Here is a 14,273-nt window from a genome sequence, read left to right on the forward strand (position 1 = left end):
ACCATAACAGAAGTACCCCCGGGGGTATCTCCGAGGACCTCTCCGGACTGCTAAGCGGACATCTATCCGGTTTGTCGGGTGGGCGGGTATGCTCGAAGTCAAGGACGTATGCGAAGGCCGTACGCGAGGGGGCGCACAGGCGGGAAAGGCAGGGAGCGGCGGATGAGCATGACGAGACGGCAGCCCGCGGACGGCAGTGCCGCGCCCCTGCTCAACCTGCTGCCGGGCATCGGCGGACCCGCGCCCGAGCGGGCCGACGCCGCCCGCAACCGGCGCAAGATCCTCGACGCCGCCGCCCGGATCGTCGCCGAGCAGGGCCCCGAGTGCGTCACGATGAACCAGGTCGCCCACGCCAGCGGCATCGGCGTCGGCACCGTCTACCGGCGCTTCGGCGACGTCTCCCAGCTGCTGTGGGCGCTGCTCGACGACCGCGAGCGGCAGTTCCAGGAGGCGTATCTGGGCGGCCCGCCGCCGCTCGGCCCCGGCGCGCCCGCCGCCGAACGCCTCGACGCCTTCCTCGACGCCCTGGTCGACCGGGTGGTCGAGCAGCGCGCGATCCTGCTCGCCGCGCAGAGCGCCGCCCCCGTCGCCCGCTACACCAGCGGCGCCTACCTGGCGATGCACACCCACGTCGCCCTGCTGGTCTCCCAGGCCCACCCCGACACCAACGCCGCCCTCCTCGCGCACCTCCTCCTCGCGCCCTTCTCGCCGAGCCTGATGCACCACCTGTCGGAGGAGCAGCAGCTCTCCGCCACCGAACTGAAGGCGGGGATACGGCAGTTGCTCAGCCTCCGCGCACCCGGTGGCGAACCGGCGCCAGCTCCCCCGTCCAGCCCCTGAAACACCCTGGACCCCGCCCGCCGCCCGGCGCCACGATCGGAACCATGAGCAGAGCCAGGAACACCTACCTCGTCCTTCACGGCTTCCAGAACCACCGCCCGCCCGGCCACTGGCAGCACTGGCTGGCCGGCGCCCTCGCCGAGCGCGGGCACGAGGTGCGGTACCCGCAGCTGCCCGAGCCCGACGCGCCGCGCCTCGCGGACTGGCTGGCGGCCCTGGAGGAGCACGGGAAGCGGCCCACCGGAATCCGGGCCGAGGGCGAGTTCGTCGTGCTCGCGCACAGCCTCGGCGTCCTGCTGTGGCTGCGCGCCGTCGCCGCCGGACGGGCGCCCGAGGCCGACCGGGTGCTGCTCGTCGCACCGCCGTCGCCGCAGGTCACCGCTTCCATCCCGGAGATCGCCGAGTTCGCGGACGGCCTCGACCTCGACGGCGTACGCACCCGGCTGACGGTGCCGACCCGGCTCGTGTACGGCGACGGCGACCCGTACTGCCCCGAGGGCGCCGATCTCCCCTACGGGATTCCCCTGGGGCTCGACCTCGACCACGTACCGGACGGCGGGCACCTCAACCCCGACCACGGGTACGGGGCGTGGCCCTCGATCCTGGAGTGGTCCGAAAACCCGGCGGTACGGGTACGCGGCAACCAGTAGCGTCGGCCGAATGGCCACCGCAACCGCAACCGCAACCAGCGCTCCCGAACCCCGCCCGCTCTTCCCCGAGCTCGCCCCGTACGACTCCGGCCTGCTCGACGTCGGCGACGGCCACCGCATCGCCTGGTCCGTCGCCGGCAACCCCGACGGCAAGCCCGCGCTGATCGTGCACGGCGGCCCCGGCTCCGGCTCCTCGCCGCACGCGCGCCGGGTCTTCGACCCGGCCGTCTACCGGATCGTCCAGTTCGACCAGCGCGGCTGCGGCCGCTCCACCCCGCACGCGAGCGCCCCGGACCCCGACGACCCGGCCGCCGACCTCGCCACCAACACCACCGCCCACCTGGTCGCCGACATGGAGCGGCTGCGCGAGCACCTCGGCGTCGACCGCTGGCTGCTCCACGGCGGCTCCTGGGGCTCGACCCTGATCCTGGCCTACGCCGAGGCGCACCCGGCCCGGGTCACCGAGATCGTCATCGCGGCCGTGACGACCACCCGCCGTTCCGAGACCGGCTGGCTGTACGAGGGCGTCGGCCGGTTCTTCCCCGAGGCACACGAGCGCTTCCGCGCGGGCGTCGACCACGCCGAGGACCTGCTTGCCGCCTACGCGGCCCGGATGAACCACCCGGACCCCGCCGTACGGGAGCGGGCCGCAGCCGATTGGTGCGCCTGGGAGGACGCCGTCCTGTCCGGCGAGGGCCAGGGCACCCCGTACACCGACCGGGTCGACGACGCCCGGCTCGCCTTCGTCCGGATCTGCGCGCACTACTTCTCGCAGGGTGCCTTCCTGGAGGAGGGCGCTCTGATCCGCGACGCGCACCGGCTCGCCGGCATCCCCGGCGTCCTGGTCCACGGCCGCTTCGACATGGGCGGCCCGCTGACCACCGCCTGGGAACTGGCCAAGGCCTGGCCCGACGCCGAGCTGCACGTCGTGGAGGACGCCGGACACCTGGGCGGAGGCGAGACCCGCCGTCTCGTCATGGCCGCCCTCGAACGCTTCGCGGAGGGCGGCAGGAGCGGGATCGGTGGTCCGACGGGGTGAGCCACCGGGCGGGCGCGGCCGTCCCGCCGGATCATCGAGACATGAGCCCCGTGAGCCCCAAGAGCCCCGTGATCCACCTCGCCCAGCAGCCGGACGCCGACGCGCTCCTCGCCCGCTCCCCGCTCGCCGCGCTGGTCGGCATGCTCCTCGACCAGCAGGTGCCCATGGAGTGGGCGTTCTCCGGCCCGTACACGATCGCCACCCGCATGGGCCACGACGACCTGGACGCGCACGAGATCGCCGCCCGCGACCCGGAGGCCTTCGCCGCCCTGCTCTCCGAGAAACCGGCCGTGCACCGCTACCCCGGCTCCATGGCCAAGCGGATCCAGCAGCTGTGCCGCTTCCTCGTCGACGAGTACGGCGGCGACGCGGAGGCGGTCTGGCGGGACGCGGCGAGCGGCAAGGAGCTGCTCGCCCGCCTGGAGGCGCTGCCCGGCTTCGGCAAGCAGAAGGCGCAGATCTTCCTGGCGCTGCTCGGCAAGCAGTACGGGGTCGGGCCGAAGGGCTGGCAGGAGGCGGCGGGCCCGTACGGCGAGAAGGACTGCTACCGCTCGGCCGCCGACATCACCGGCCCGGAGTCCCTGGCGAAGGTGCGCGCCCACAAGCAGGAGATGAAGGCCGCCGCCAAGGCGGCGAAGACGTCTCCCCACAAAGGGAATTGAGAACTCCCCATGTCAATCCTGTTCGACCTGACAGGAATTGCGTGTGATGTGTTCACAGAGACCCCCGCGGATCGCTAACTTCCCCTCAACCTCGTCCGCACCGGGAAGGACTTCTGTGAACGCATCCCAGCGCAGAGCCGCCGCAGCTCTGGCCGCCGCCGCACTCGCCACCCCGCTGGTGCTCGCCGCGCCCGCCACCGCCACCCCCGCGCCCGGCGCGGCCGAGGCCAGGGACGCCGCAAGGCTGGCCAAGAAGCTGGTCCGCGAGACGAGCGCCCAGGACGCCTTCAAGCACCTGCAGAAGTTCCAGGCGATAGCCGACTCGGCCGAAGGCAACCGCGCGGCCGGCACCCTGGGCCACGACGCCTCCGCCGCGTACGTCTACACGCAGCTGAAGAAGGCCGGCTACGCCGTCACGTACCAGAAGTTCGACTTCATCTACATCAAGACGCTCGCCGAGAAGGCCGCCGTCGTCACCCCCGCCCCGCGCGACCTGCCGATCAGGGCGATGACGTACACGAAGTCGACCCCGGTCGGCGGCGTCAAGGCCGACCTGGCCGCCGCCCCGGTCGACGCGGACGGCACCACCGGCTGCGAGCCGGGCGACTTCGCCGCCGGCGCGTTCACCGGCAAGATCGCCCTGATCAAGCGCGGCGGCTGCACCTTCGCCGTCAAGCAGGAGAACGCCGCCGCGGCCGGCGCCGTCGGCGCGATCGTCTACAACAACGTCGAGGGCGTGCTCTCCGGCACCCTCGGCGACGCGACCGCCGGGAAGATCCCGACCGGCGGCATCACCCAGGCGGAGGGCGAGAAGCTGGCCGCCGACCTCGCCAAGGGGCCGGTGAACCTCTCCTTCGAGATCCGCCAGTTCCAGGAGAAGCGGTCCACCAACAACGTCATCGCGGAGACCAAGGGCGGCAACGCCGCCAACACCGTGATGCTCGGCGCCCACCTGGACTCCGTCACCGCGGGCCCCGGCATCAACGACAACGGCTCCGGCTCCGCCGGCCTCCTCCAGACCGCCCTGGAGCTCGCCAAGTCCAAGGACAAGGTCCGCAACAAGGTGCGCTTCGCCTGGTGGTCCGCCGAGGAGGTCGGCCTGCTCGGCTCCGACCACTACGTCACCAACCTGAGCTCCCTCGGCAAGAAGGAGATCAAGCTCTACCTCAACTTCGACATGATCGCCTCGCCGAACTACGGACTCTTCGTCTACGACGGCGACGACTCCGACGGCGTCGGCTCGGGGGCCGGCCCCGAGGGCTCCGCCCAGCTGGAGCGCGACATCACGAACTTCATGGACAAGACCGGCGCCCCGCACGAGGGCACCGACTTCACCGGCCGCTCCGACTACGGGCCGTTCGTCGAGGCCGGCATCCCCTCCGGCGGCACCTTCACCGGCGCCGAGGGCATCAAGACCGCGGGCCAGGCCGAGAAGTTCGGCGGCGAGGCGGGCGTCGCGTACGACGTGAACTACCACGCCGCGGGTGACGACATCACGAACATCGACATGACGGCGTTCGACATCAACATCGACGTCATCGCCAACGCCGTGGGCACCTACGCCCACGACATCAGCTCCCTCAAGAAGCCGGTCGTCTCCGTCCCGACGACCGGTGACGCGGGCAGCGGCGGCGGCCTGCACGGCGACCACGACGAGGTCACGGAGTAACCAGCGCCGTCCGTGACTAGCGCCGGCGCTTCGCCGTACCGAAGATCGAGCGACTGATCTCCCGGCCCAGCTGGGTGCCGACCGATCGCGCGAGCGACTTGAACAGACCGCTCCCGACGACCTGTTGGGCGAGCGAGGGCTCCTCCTTCTGCCGTGATCCGGCCCGAGGAGCCCTCGCCGCTTCCTTCTCCGCCGCGGCCCGCTCCGCCGCACGCAGCGCCTCCGCCTCCGCCGCCTGCTGCTCGGCTGTCAGCTTCTCGTACGCCGACTCGCGGTCCACGGCCTCCGCGTACCGCCCGTACAGCGGCGAGCCCTTCACCGCCGCCTCCAGCTCCGCCGCCGGGACCGGCGCCATCAGGGACTGCGGGGCGCGCAGCCGGGTCGCCGCCACCGGGGTCGGGGCGCCCTTCTCGCTAAGGACGGTGATCACCGCCTCGCCCGTACCGAGGCCGGTGAGCACCTCCTCCAGGTCGTACGCCGAGTTCGGGAAGGTCCGTACGGTCGCCTTCAGCGCCTTGGCGTCGTCCGGGGTGAAGGCGCGCAGCGCGTGCTGCACCCGGTTGCCGAGCTGGGCCAGGACGTCACCCGGCACGTCCTTCGGGGTCTGCGTCACGAAGAACACCCCGACGCCCTTGGACCGGATCAGCCGCACCGTCTGCGTGATCGACTCCAGGAACGCCTTCGACGCCCCGTTGAACAGCAGATGCGCCTCGTCGAAGAAGAAGACCAGCTTGGGCTTGTCGACGTCGCCGACCTCCGGCAGGTCCCCGTACAGATCGGCGAGCAGCCACATCAGGAAGGTCGAGAACAGCTGCGGCTTGTCCTGTACGGCGGCCAGTTCGAGTACGGAGACGATGCCGCGCCCGTCGTCCGGCGAGGTGCGCAGGAACTCGGCCGTGTCGAACTCCGGCTCCCCGAAGAACGCGCCCGCGCCCTGCTGCTCGAAGGCGGTGATGGCGCGCAGGATCACCCCGGCCGTCACCGTCGACAGGCCGCCGATCCCCTTCAGTTCGGCCTTGCCGGTGTCGGAGACCAGGAAGGCGACGACGGCCCGCAGGTCCTTCAGATCGACCAGTTCGAGGCCCTTGCTGTCGGCGTAGTGGAAGATCAGGCCGAGGGACTGCTCCTGGGTCTGGTTGAGCTGGAGGACCTTGGAGAGCAGCACCGGGCCGAAGCTGGTGACGGTGGCCCGGATCGGAATCCCGGGGCGCGGGACGGAGCCGGGGCCCGTCCCGCCCAGCCCGTAGAACTCGCAGGGGAAGCCGGTCGCCGCCCACTCCTGGCCGACCTGCCCGGCCCGCTCGCGCACCTTCTCGCCGTCCGCGCCGGGCGCGGAGATCCCGGAGACGTCGCCCTTGATGTCGGCGAGGAAGACGGGCACGCCGTTCGCGGACAGCTGCTCGGCGATCAGCTGGAGCGTCTTGGTCTTGCCGGTGCCGGTCGCGCCGGCCACGAGCCCGTGCCGGTTGAGCATCGGGAGCGGGATGCGGACCTGCGCGTCCGGGTGGCACGTGCCGTCCCAGAGCAGCGCGCCCAGATCGAGCGCGGGCCCGTCGAAGGCGTACCCGGCGGCGATCTCCGCCCAGGGCTGTTCGCGCTCGCGCTCGCTCATCAGCTGCTCACGCTCGCTCATCATGTGCCCCTTCGTCACGATTTGTCCCAGCATCGCACCGGGTCCGCGTGGCTGCGCCGGGAGCCGCTTGCCCGGTAGGCTTTCCGTGTGATCTTCAAGCGCATCGGAAACGGCCGGCCGTATCCCGACCACGGCCGGGAAAGCACCCGGCAGTGGGCGGACGTGGCACCGCGCCCGGTCCGCCTCGACCAGCTGGTGACCACCAAGGGCCAGCTGGACCTGGAGACGCTGCTCGCCGAGGACTCGACGTTCTACGGCGACCTCTTCGCGCATGTCGTGAAGTGGCGGGGCGATCTCTATCTGGAGGACGGGCTGCACCGCGCGGTCCGAGCCGCGCTCCAGCAGCGGCAGGTGCTGCACGCGCGCGTGCTCGAAATGGACTGAGGCCCGCCCTGCAGGCCGGGCCCGCCCCCTCGGGAGCCCTCGGACACCCCTCCGGCGCCCCTCGGGAGCCCTCGGACGCCTCTTGCGGGGTGATCCTTTCGGGGCCTCTTCGCGCCCATCCGGACGCGATCACATGATCATCCAGTAGGCATCCTCCGCGGGCGGCATTACGCTGCGTTCATGAGCATGCTCACTCCCCCCGGAATGGGCGGAAAGTACCGCATCACGGGGGATGTCTATCCCCGCATGCGCCGCCCCCACCGCCGGCGCAGGATCGTCCTCGGGGCGGCGGCCGCCGTGCTCGTGCTCGGCGCGGCCGGCTGGGGGACGCTGCAGCTCGTCGACGTCTTCTCCGGCGGCGACGAGAAGACCACCAACGCCGCCGGCAAACAGGCCGACTGCAAGGCCGCACCCAAGGCGAAGCCCACGGCCACGCCGGGCGCGCGGACCGCCGGCGGCGCCCCGCTGCCCAAGCCCGCCCAGATCACGGTCAACGTCTACAACGCGACCCCGCGCGCCGGGCTCGCCAAGACGACCGCGGACGAGCTGAAGAAGCGCGGCTTCGTCATCGGCAAGGTGGGCAACGCGCCGGTCGCCTACGACAAGAAGGTCCCCGGCTCCGCACTGCTGCTCGGCTCCCCCGGGGCCACCAAGGGCGCCTTCTCCGTGGTCGGCACGCAGCTGAAGGCGGCGACGACGAAGGTCGACGCCCGCACCACGGCGGACGTCGACCTGATCATCGGCACGGCCTTCAAGACGCTCGACCCGAAGGCGGCCGCGGACGCGGCGCTCGTCGCGCTCAACAAGCCGAAGCCGGTGCCGGGCCGCTGCTGAGCCGCAGGGCCCCTAGGGCCTGTCCGGCGGATCAGGGTCGGACAGGCCCTAGGGGGCTGAGGGCACTCCCGTACGGCTGCTACTCGGCCGAGCCGTACATGCGGTCGCCCGCGTCGCCGAGGCCCGGCACGATGTAGCCGTGCTCGTTGAGCCGCTCGTCGACCGAGGCGGTCACGACGGTCACCGGCGTGCCCGCCAGCTCGCGCTCCATGACCTCGACGCCCTCCGGGGCGGCGAGCAGCACGACCGCGGTCACGTCGTCGGCGCCGCGCTTGATCAGCTCCTGGATGGCCGCGACGAGCGTGCCGCCGGTCGCGAGCATCGGGTCGAGCACGTACACCTGGCGGCCGGACAGGTCTTCCGGCATCCGCGTCGCGTAGGTCGACGCCTCCAGCGTCTCCTCGTTGCGGATCATGCCCAGGAAGCCGACCTCGGCGGTGGGCAGCAGCCGCACCATGCCGTCAAGCATGCCGAGACCGGCGCGCAGGATCGGGACCACCAGCGGCCGCGGGTACGACAGCTTCACGCCGGTCGTCGGCGTCACGGGGGTCTCGATGTCGACCTGCTCGGTCCGCACGTCCCGGGTCGCCTCGTAGGCGAGCAGGGTGACCAGCTCGTCGGCGAGCCGGCGGAAGGTCGCGGAGTCCGTGCGTTTGTCGCGCAGAGTGGTGAGCTTGTGGGCGACCAGCGGGTGGTCGACGACGTGGAGACGCATGCCCCAACAGTAGCCGGGACCTGGCCGAGGACTGGCGTCAACCTGGGCGAGAGGGGGAAGGTGGGGGCTACAGGGACCCGTGTCACGCGGTGGTGGGTGGTGTGTCCATGCCCGACAGACAAGCTGGACCAGCCGGACCGGACGGACCGGACGGACCGGACAGGCCGGAGACGGACGCGGAGCGCCGCAGGCGCCGCGCGCAGTTCCTGCGCGAGCTGAACGAGGCCAAGGCGCTGCGCGACCGCGTGCAGCCGCGGCGCGCCCGGGCCGCGCGGATGCGGCAGGCGATGCGGATGCGCACCTTCCGGTGGTAGGCCGGTGGTAGGCCGGTGCTGGTCGGGCGACGCGTACACCACTCGTACAGCCTGGTGGTGGCCGTACGGCGAAGGGCCGGTGGCCCCCGGGCGGCGGTCACCGTGCGCCCCCTTCGTGCGCCGGGGTCGCACGCCCGCCCGAACCGGGCGTCGTTCAGACTGATGCACGACGCAAGAGCCGAAGACCTCTCCTGACGGCGAGGTTTCTGTCACGATGCCGATTGGGCGGGGCATCAGGAGCGCGCCGCCGGATCATCACACCTCTGATCAGTGGGAGAGTCAGGTGTACTTCGCCGCACTGCTCGCGCGCACCGAAGACGGGTGGGAAGCGAGCGATATCGAGCTCGACAACGTGGAGACGCTGGCGGACCTGGCCGATCTGGCCCGTGAGTCCGCCGCCGACGACGGGGAAACGGTGATCGTCTTCATCGAGCAGGAGGACGCGTGGTTCGGCATCGTCCGCGTCGACGGCGAGGACGACCCCCGGGTCTTCGTCTCGAACGCGGCCGCCGCGGCCCGCTCCTCCTACGGGGAGATCCTCACCTCGGAACTCCTCGGTGACGACGACCGGGACGGCGCGCTCGACGAACTCACCGACCTGGACGGCACCGAGGACGGCGAGCCGGAGCACGAGGACGACGACGAGGACGACGCGGCGGCCACCGCCGGGATCGCCCCGGCCGGCCCGCTCGGCGAGGGACGGATCCTGGCCGACCTCGGCATGACCGAGCGCGACCTGATCGACCTGACCGAGGACGCCCTCGGCGAGATCGCCGACGCCATCGGCGCCTCGGACATCCTGGAGGCCGTGCGCTAGTGGCGTTCGCGGTACGTGGCCCGGGCGCGGGCGCAGACCCCGTAGGGGACGGCTCGGACCCCGTAGGGGACCTGGATCCCGTAGGGGGCTCGGATCCCGTACGGGACCTGGATTCCGTAGAGGATCCCGTACGGGACCCCTGGCGGGAGTCCATGCGGCTCGCCCTCGCCGAGGGCGAGCTGGCCGCGGCGGGCGGTGACGTGCCGGTCGGCGCGGTCGTCCTGGCCCCGGACGGCACGGTCCTCGCCCGCGGCCACAACGAGCGCGAGGCCACCGGCGACCCGACCGCCCACGCGGAGATCCTCGCCCTGCGGCGGGCCGCGGCGGCGACCGGCGAGTGGCGGCTGACCGGCTGCACGCTCGTCGTGACCCTGGAGCCCTGCGTGATGTGCGCGGGCGCGCTCGTCCAGGCGCGGGTCGAACGGGTGGTCTTCGGCGCCTTCGACGAGAAGGCCGGCGCCACCGGCTCCCTCTGGGACCTGGTCCGCGACCGGCGTCTCAACCACCGCCCCGAGGTGATCCACGGCGTCCTGGAGACGGAGTGCTCGGACCGCCTGACCCGCTTCTTCCGGGAGCGCTGACACCGCCCCGTACCCACCCTGCGACCTGCCCTCCGACCTGCTGCGGGATACGGATTTCAGTCCACGGCGCCTTTGGGCTAAGCTCTCTCTCGGTAGCGTGTCCGAGCGGCCGAAGGAGCTCGCCTCGAAAGCGAGTGTGGGGAAACTCACCGAGGGTTCAAATCCCTCCGCTACCGCCAGAAAACCTCCCCGAACTGCGGAAACGCGGTTCGGGGAGGTTTTTTCATGCCTCCTCAGCCCTCCTCATTCCTCGCGGCAGGGCGGGTCGTAGGGCAATCCCGGGACGTACTGGGCCCATTGGGCCGGAGTGAGGACGTCGGTGCTCGCGCAGATCCAACGGGCCGCGGCCTGCGGGTCCGTGGACCAGACCCGTACGGGCAGGCCGGGGCCGCCCGAGGCGAGGGTACGCCCGTCGGGGGCGAAGGCGAGGGCGGTGACCCGGCCGACACCGCCGGACAGCGGGCGAGTGAGGGCCGTGGCGTTCGCCGGGTCGGCGAAGCGGACCGCGCCGTCGGCGTCCCCCACCGCGAGCACGCCGCCGCCCGGGCCGAAGGCCAGGGACTCCACGTCACCGCCGCCGGTGACGGAGCCACGGGCGACCGGTCGCGCCGGATCGGCGAGGTCCCAGGTGGTGAGGGTGGCGCGGTCGGCCTTGGCGAGCGCCCGCCCGTCCGGGGAGAGCGCCAGGACCTGGGGGGCCGACCCGCCGGGGTCGATGCCCGGCACCCGGACGACCGGGGACGGCCCTGAGCCGCCCGTCCACAGCGAGAAGTCGCCGTCGTCGTGCCCGGCCCCGATCACACGCGCCCCAGAGCTGACGACCAGTGACTCGACATCGCCGTCACCGGTCTTCAACGGCCGGTCGGGCGCCGAGGCACCGGCCAAGTCCCACACCGCCACCCCGTCCTTTCCCTGCACGACGGCGGTGCGCCCGTCCGGGCTGAGCGCGGGCGCCCCTCCGTCGTCGTCGACGGCGCGCTCGGCGAGCCGCCGGGGCCGGCCGGGATCGGTGACGTCCCAGCGCGACACGCGGTAGTCGTCGCTGTTCCACGAGCCTGCGGAGAGGGTGCGCCCGTCCGGCGCGAAGGCCAAGCCGGTCACCTTTTCCGTACCGGCGGAGAGGGTGCCGACGACCCGGGGGCGGCGGTCCGGACCGGCGAGGCTCCACAGGCGGACTGTGCCGTCGCCGCCGCCGGTGGCGAGGCGCCTCCCGTCCGGGGCGTAGGCGAGCGTCCGGGTGTCGTCCGCGGCAGCCGGCAGGCTCGCATCGGGGAACCGCCAGAGCATGACGGGACCGCTGTCCGTACCCGCGGTCAGGGTGCGCCCGTCCGGCGCGAACGCCAGTCCCCGGATCATCGCCGGCAACAGGGGCAGGGACGGCCGGCCCTTCGGGGCCTCCGGGTCCGTGAAGTTCCACAGGTGCACGGTCCGCTGGCCGTCGGCGACAGCCAGCGTCCGCCCGTCGGGGCTGAAGGCCAGGGACGTGACCTCGGGTCCGTTGCCCGGGAGGTAGTACCGCAGCCGCCGGGGGTGGGCGGGGTCCGCGAGGTCCCACACCCACACCTGGCCGCTGTCGGAGAGCGCGAAATAGCGTCCGTCCGGCCGGTAGGCCGTCCAGTGGTGATTGCCCCTCGCATTCGGCGGTACGAGCGCGGCGGGCGCGCGGTCCGGGTGAGCCAGGTCCCAGATCCGTACGGTGGAATCGCCGCTGGTCCCGGCGAGGGTGCGGCCGTCCGGGCCGAAGGCCCTGGGAGCGCCGTTCACAGGAATGGGCGAGCGGGGCAGCAGCACAGGGCGCGCCGGGTCGGTCACGTTCCACGCGAGCATCCGGCCCTGGGGGCCGCTGCCGAAGAGGGTGCGGCCGTCGAGGCCGAAGGCGAGCGTGCCTCCGCCGCGGCCGGCGGCGCCGCGCGGCAGCTCGACGGGGACGGGCCGGGCAGGGTCGGTGACGTTCCACAGCTTGGCCGGGAAGAAGCGGGAAGTGGCAGTCAGGAGCCGACCGTCCGGACTGAAGCCGACCTCACCCCCGAGACCGGCTTCGAGCGGCTTCCCGAGCTCTCTGGGCGCCCGGGTCGGATCGGCAACGTCCCACAGCCTGACCACACCCCCGACATCCACCGCGGCGAGCACCCGGCCGTCCGGGCGGAAGGCGGTGTCGAGCACCTGGCGCCGGAACCCGCCCAGCTGCCGCGGCAGCACCAGGCCGGCGTCCGCGTACAGGTTCATCGTCGTGGCCGGCCGCGGCGCCAGCCGGTGCGCCACCAGGTCGAGCCGGGCCGCGAGCGCCGGGTCCGCCGTGCGGAGGCCGTCGGCCTGGGTGGTGATGCGGGCGGCGAGGGCCGCGCGCTGCTCGGTCTCGGCCGTGCCCTGCTGGCGTACGGCGAGGAAGACGGCCGTCCCGGCGACCAGCGCGAAGGCGACCAGGACCGCGACGAGCCGGCGCTGCTTCCGTGCGGAACGTCTCCGCAGCCGGACGGAGGCGTTCAGGAAGTCCCGCCGCAGCAGGTCGTCCTCGGCCGGGTCCGGCGGCTCGGGCGCCGCCGCCAGGGCCCGGTCGAGCGGCTTGCCCCGGTAGAGCGCGTCGGGCTCACGGCCGGCGCCGTGCCAGGCGCGGGCGGCGGCGTCGAGGTCCTGGAGGAGCAGGTTGCGGGGCCGGTCGTCGTTGATCCAGCCGTGCAGGGTGGGCCAGGCGGTGAGCAGCGCCTCGTGCGTGAGCGAGACCGTCTCGCGCTCCTGCACCAGGAGCCGACGCGCGGTGAACGCGGCGAGGACCTCCTCGGCCGCCTCCCGGTCCGGCACCCCGGCGAGCAGCTGGTCGCGGCGGATCCGGCGCCGCCCGTCGGCCAGGACGCCGCCGGATCCGCCATCGCCGGAGCCGCCGCCGGATCCGCCGTCACCGTCGCCCCCGTCATCGCCGATGGCGACCAGGCCGAGGAAGAGCCGCCGGGCGATGCCCTGGGCGGCCGCGTCGAGCCCCTCGTACACCTGCTCTGCGCTGTTGCCGAGGGCGTGCGCGACCCCGCCGGTGCCGGTGTAGCCGGCGACGGTGAGCAGCCGCCCCTGCCGGTTCTGCCAGGTGGCGCGCAGGGCGTGCGCGAGCAGCGGGAGCGCGCCGGGCTCGACGAGGCCGCGGCGGGCGCCGAAGTCGGAGACGAGGAGGTCGACCAGGCCGGGTTCGAGCCGGAGGCCGGCCGCGCGGGCGGGCAGGCGGATGGCGTCGAGGAGCTCCTCGCGGGACAGCGGGCCGAGGAGCAGCTGCCCGTTCTGGACGGCGGCGCGCAGCCAGGGCAGCTCGGCGCAGTGGGCGTAGAAGTCGGCGCGCAGGGCGAGCACGACGAGGGCGAGCGGGGCGGTGTCCCGTCCGCCCGGGTCGGCGAGACGGGAGAGGAGATCGGTGAAGGCCTGCCGTTCGGCGGGGTCGGTGCAGAGGGTGAAGAGTTCCTCGGCCTGGTCGACGACGAGCAGGACGCGCCCGCCGGGGCCGAGCTTCTTCCGTAACCTCTCGGATAACGCGCCGAAGTCGAGGTCCGGGCTCGGAGCAGACGGATCCAGGCCCGCGAGTTCCGCGAGTTCCGCGAGCCGGGTGGTCAGTTCCCGTACGGGGTGGGCCGTAGGGGTGAGCAGCAGCCGGGGCCAGCGCCGCGCGCCGGGCACCGGGACGCGGGCGCGGTCGAGGTCCTGCCACAGTCCGGCCTGGAGCAGCGAGGTCTTGCCGGCGCCGGAGGGGGCGACGACGACCAGCGGGGTGCGGGCGGCATGGCACTCGGCGAGCCGTTCGCAGAGTTCGGTACGCAGCCGGGTGCGGCCGAAGTAGTGGTCGGCCCGGTCGGCGGTGAAGGCGGCGAGTCCGGGGTAGGGGCAGTCGTCGTCGGTGACCGGCCCGTCGGTGAGGTGCGTCTCGGAGCCGTCGGGGTCCTGGACGTAGAGGTGGAAGTCGCCCTCGGCGACGTACATGTCGCGGCCGGAGGCGTACGCGCGGGCGGGCTCCTCGCCCTCGTACCCGTACCCGTACCCGTACTCGTCGTCCTCAGGAGTGCTCGTCACACATCCGGAGCGTAGCCATGCACATGCCATGCATAAAGGGCTGCGCCGGAGAGGTTCGGCCGGGGGGAGCGGCATCGGGGGGACAAGCCGC

13 protein-coding genes and 1 tRNA gene are annotated in these 14,273 nt (G+C 72.9%); 11 read left to right on the forward strand and 3 right to left on the reverse strand.

Annotated elements, in window-relative coordinates; genetic code table 11:
- Positions 1 to 162 precede the first annotated feature (162 nt).
- The 5 genes from KV205_RS00540 to KV205_RS00560 all read left to right on the forward strand — a co-directional run bounded on the left by KV205_RS00540 (position 163) and on the right by KV205_RS00560 (position 4,860).
- On the forward strand, positions 163 to 840 hold the full coding sequence (locus tag KV205_RS00540) for a TetR/AcrR family transcriptional regulator (RefSeq protein WP_265861237.1): 678 nt from the start codon (positions 163 to 165) through the stop codon (positions 838 to 840).
- A gap of 44 nt (positions 841 to 884) precedes the next feature.
- Positions 885 to 1,490 (forward strand): alpha/beta hydrolase, encoded by a 606-nt coding sequence (locus tag KV205_RS00545; protein WP_265861239.1) that lies wholly within the window; start codon positions 885 to 887, stop codon positions 1,488 to 1,490.
- A gap of 10 nt (positions 1,491 to 1,500) precedes the next feature.
- Complete coding sequence (gene pip, locus KV205_RS00550) at positions 1,501 to 2,529, forward strand: prolyl aminopeptidase (protein ID WP_265861240.1); 1,029 nt, start codon at positions 1,501 to 1,503, stop codon at positions 2,527 to 2,529.
- Positions 2,530 to 2,570: 41 nt separating this feature from the next.
- Positions 2,571 to 3,191 carry an HhH-GPD-type base excision DNA repair protein gene (locus KV205_RS00555; protein WP_265861241.1) on the forward strand — a complete coding sequence of 207 codons (621 nt, stop codon included), beginning with the start codon at positions 2,571 to 2,573 and terminating at the stop codon, positions 3,189 to 3,191.
- 115 nt (positions 3,192 to 3,306) lie between these two features.
- Complete coding sequence (locus tag KV205_RS00560) at positions 3,307 to 4,860, forward strand: M28 family metallopeptidase (RefSeq protein ID WP_265861242.1); 1,554 nt, start codon at positions 3,307 to 3,309, stop codon at positions 4,858 to 4,860.
- A gap of 16 nt (positions 4,861 to 4,876) precedes the next feature.
- Here KV205_RS00560 and KV205_RS00565 read toward each other — a convergent pair whose 3' ends face one another.
- Positions 4,877 to 6,493 carry a helicase HerA-like domain-containing protein gene (locus tag KV205_RS00565; protein WP_265861243.1) on the reverse strand — a complete coding sequence of 539 codons (1,617 nt, stop codon included), beginning with the start codon at positions 6,491 to 6,493 and terminating at the stop codon, positions 4,877 to 4,879.
- Between the two features lie 87 nt (positions 6,494 to 6,580).
- On the opposite strand from KV205_RS00565, the gene KV205_RS00570 reads away from it, so the two are divergent.
- The gene (locus KV205_RS00570) at positions 6,581 to 6,877 is read left to right on the forward strand and encodes a type II toxin-antitoxin system VapB family antitoxin (RefSeq protein WP_009067182.1); all 297 of its coding nucleotides are present in this window, start codon (positions 6,581 to 6,583) and stop codon (positions 6,875 to 6,877) included.
- A 180-nt stretch (positions 6,878 to 7,057) separates the two neighbouring features.
- Positions 7,058 to 7,711, forward strand: coding sequence for a LytR C-terminal domain-containing protein (locus KV205_RS00575; RefSeq protein ID WP_265861245.1), 654 nt, complete (start codon positions 7,058 to 7,060; stop codon positions 7,709 to 7,711).
- Positions 7,712 to 7,790: 79 nt separating this feature from the next.
- Here the strand turns inward: KV205_RS00575 and upp are convergent, their stop codons facing one another.
- Positions 7,791 to 8,426 carry a uracil phosphoribosyltransferase gene (upp, locus tag KV205_RS00580; protein WP_073811943.1) on the reverse strand — a complete coding sequence of 212 codons (636 nt, stop codon included), beginning with the start codon at positions 8,424 to 8,426 and terminating at the stop codon, positions 7,791 to 7,793.
- A 107-nt stretch (positions 8,427 to 8,533) separates the two neighbouring features.
- On the opposite strand from upp, the gene KV205_RS00585 reads away from it, so the two are divergent.
- From KV205_RS00585 to KV205_RS00600, 4 genes are all read left to right on the forward strand, one after another.
- A complete protein-coding gene (locus tag KV205_RS00585; RefSeq protein ID WP_265861247.1) occupies positions 8,534 to 8,740 on the forward strand; it encodes a hypothetical protein in 207 nt (68 codons plus the stop codon).
- A gap of 283 nt (positions 8,741 to 9,023) precedes the next feature.
- Positions 9,024 to 9,557 carry a hypothetical protein gene (locus KV205_RS00590; RefSeq protein WP_265861248.1) on the forward strand — a complete coding sequence of 178 codons (534 nt, stop codon included), beginning with the start codon at positions 9,024 to 9,026 and terminating at the stop codon, positions 9,555 to 9,557.
- Between the two features lie 152 nt (positions 9,558 to 9,709).
- A complete protein-coding gene (gene tadA, locus KV205_RS00595; RefSeq protein ID WP_265861250.1) occupies positions 9,710 to 10,138 on the forward strand; it encodes a tRNA adenosine(34) deaminase TadA in 429 nt (142 codons plus the stop codon).
- 91 nt (positions 10,139 to 10,229) lie between these two features.
- Positions 10,230 to 10,317 (forward strand) — tRNA-Ser (locus KV205_RS00600).
- A 64-nt stretch (positions 10,318 to 10,381) separates the two neighbouring features.
- Here KV205_RS00600 and KV205_RS36260 read toward each other — a convergent pair.
- Positions 10,382 to 14,182, reverse strand: a complete 3,801-nt coding sequence (locus KV205_RS36260) for an AAA family ATPase (RefSeq protein WP_265861252.1) — start codon at positions 14,180 to 14,182, stop codon at positions 10,382 to 10,384.
- Positions 14,183 to 14,273: the final 91 nt, after the last annotated feature.

Origin of the sequence: Streptomyces sp. SKN60 (genome assembly GCF_026236535.1) — a bacterium.
Lineage (GTDB): Bacteria > Actinomycetota > Actinomycetes > Streptomycetales > Streptomycetaceae > Streptomyces.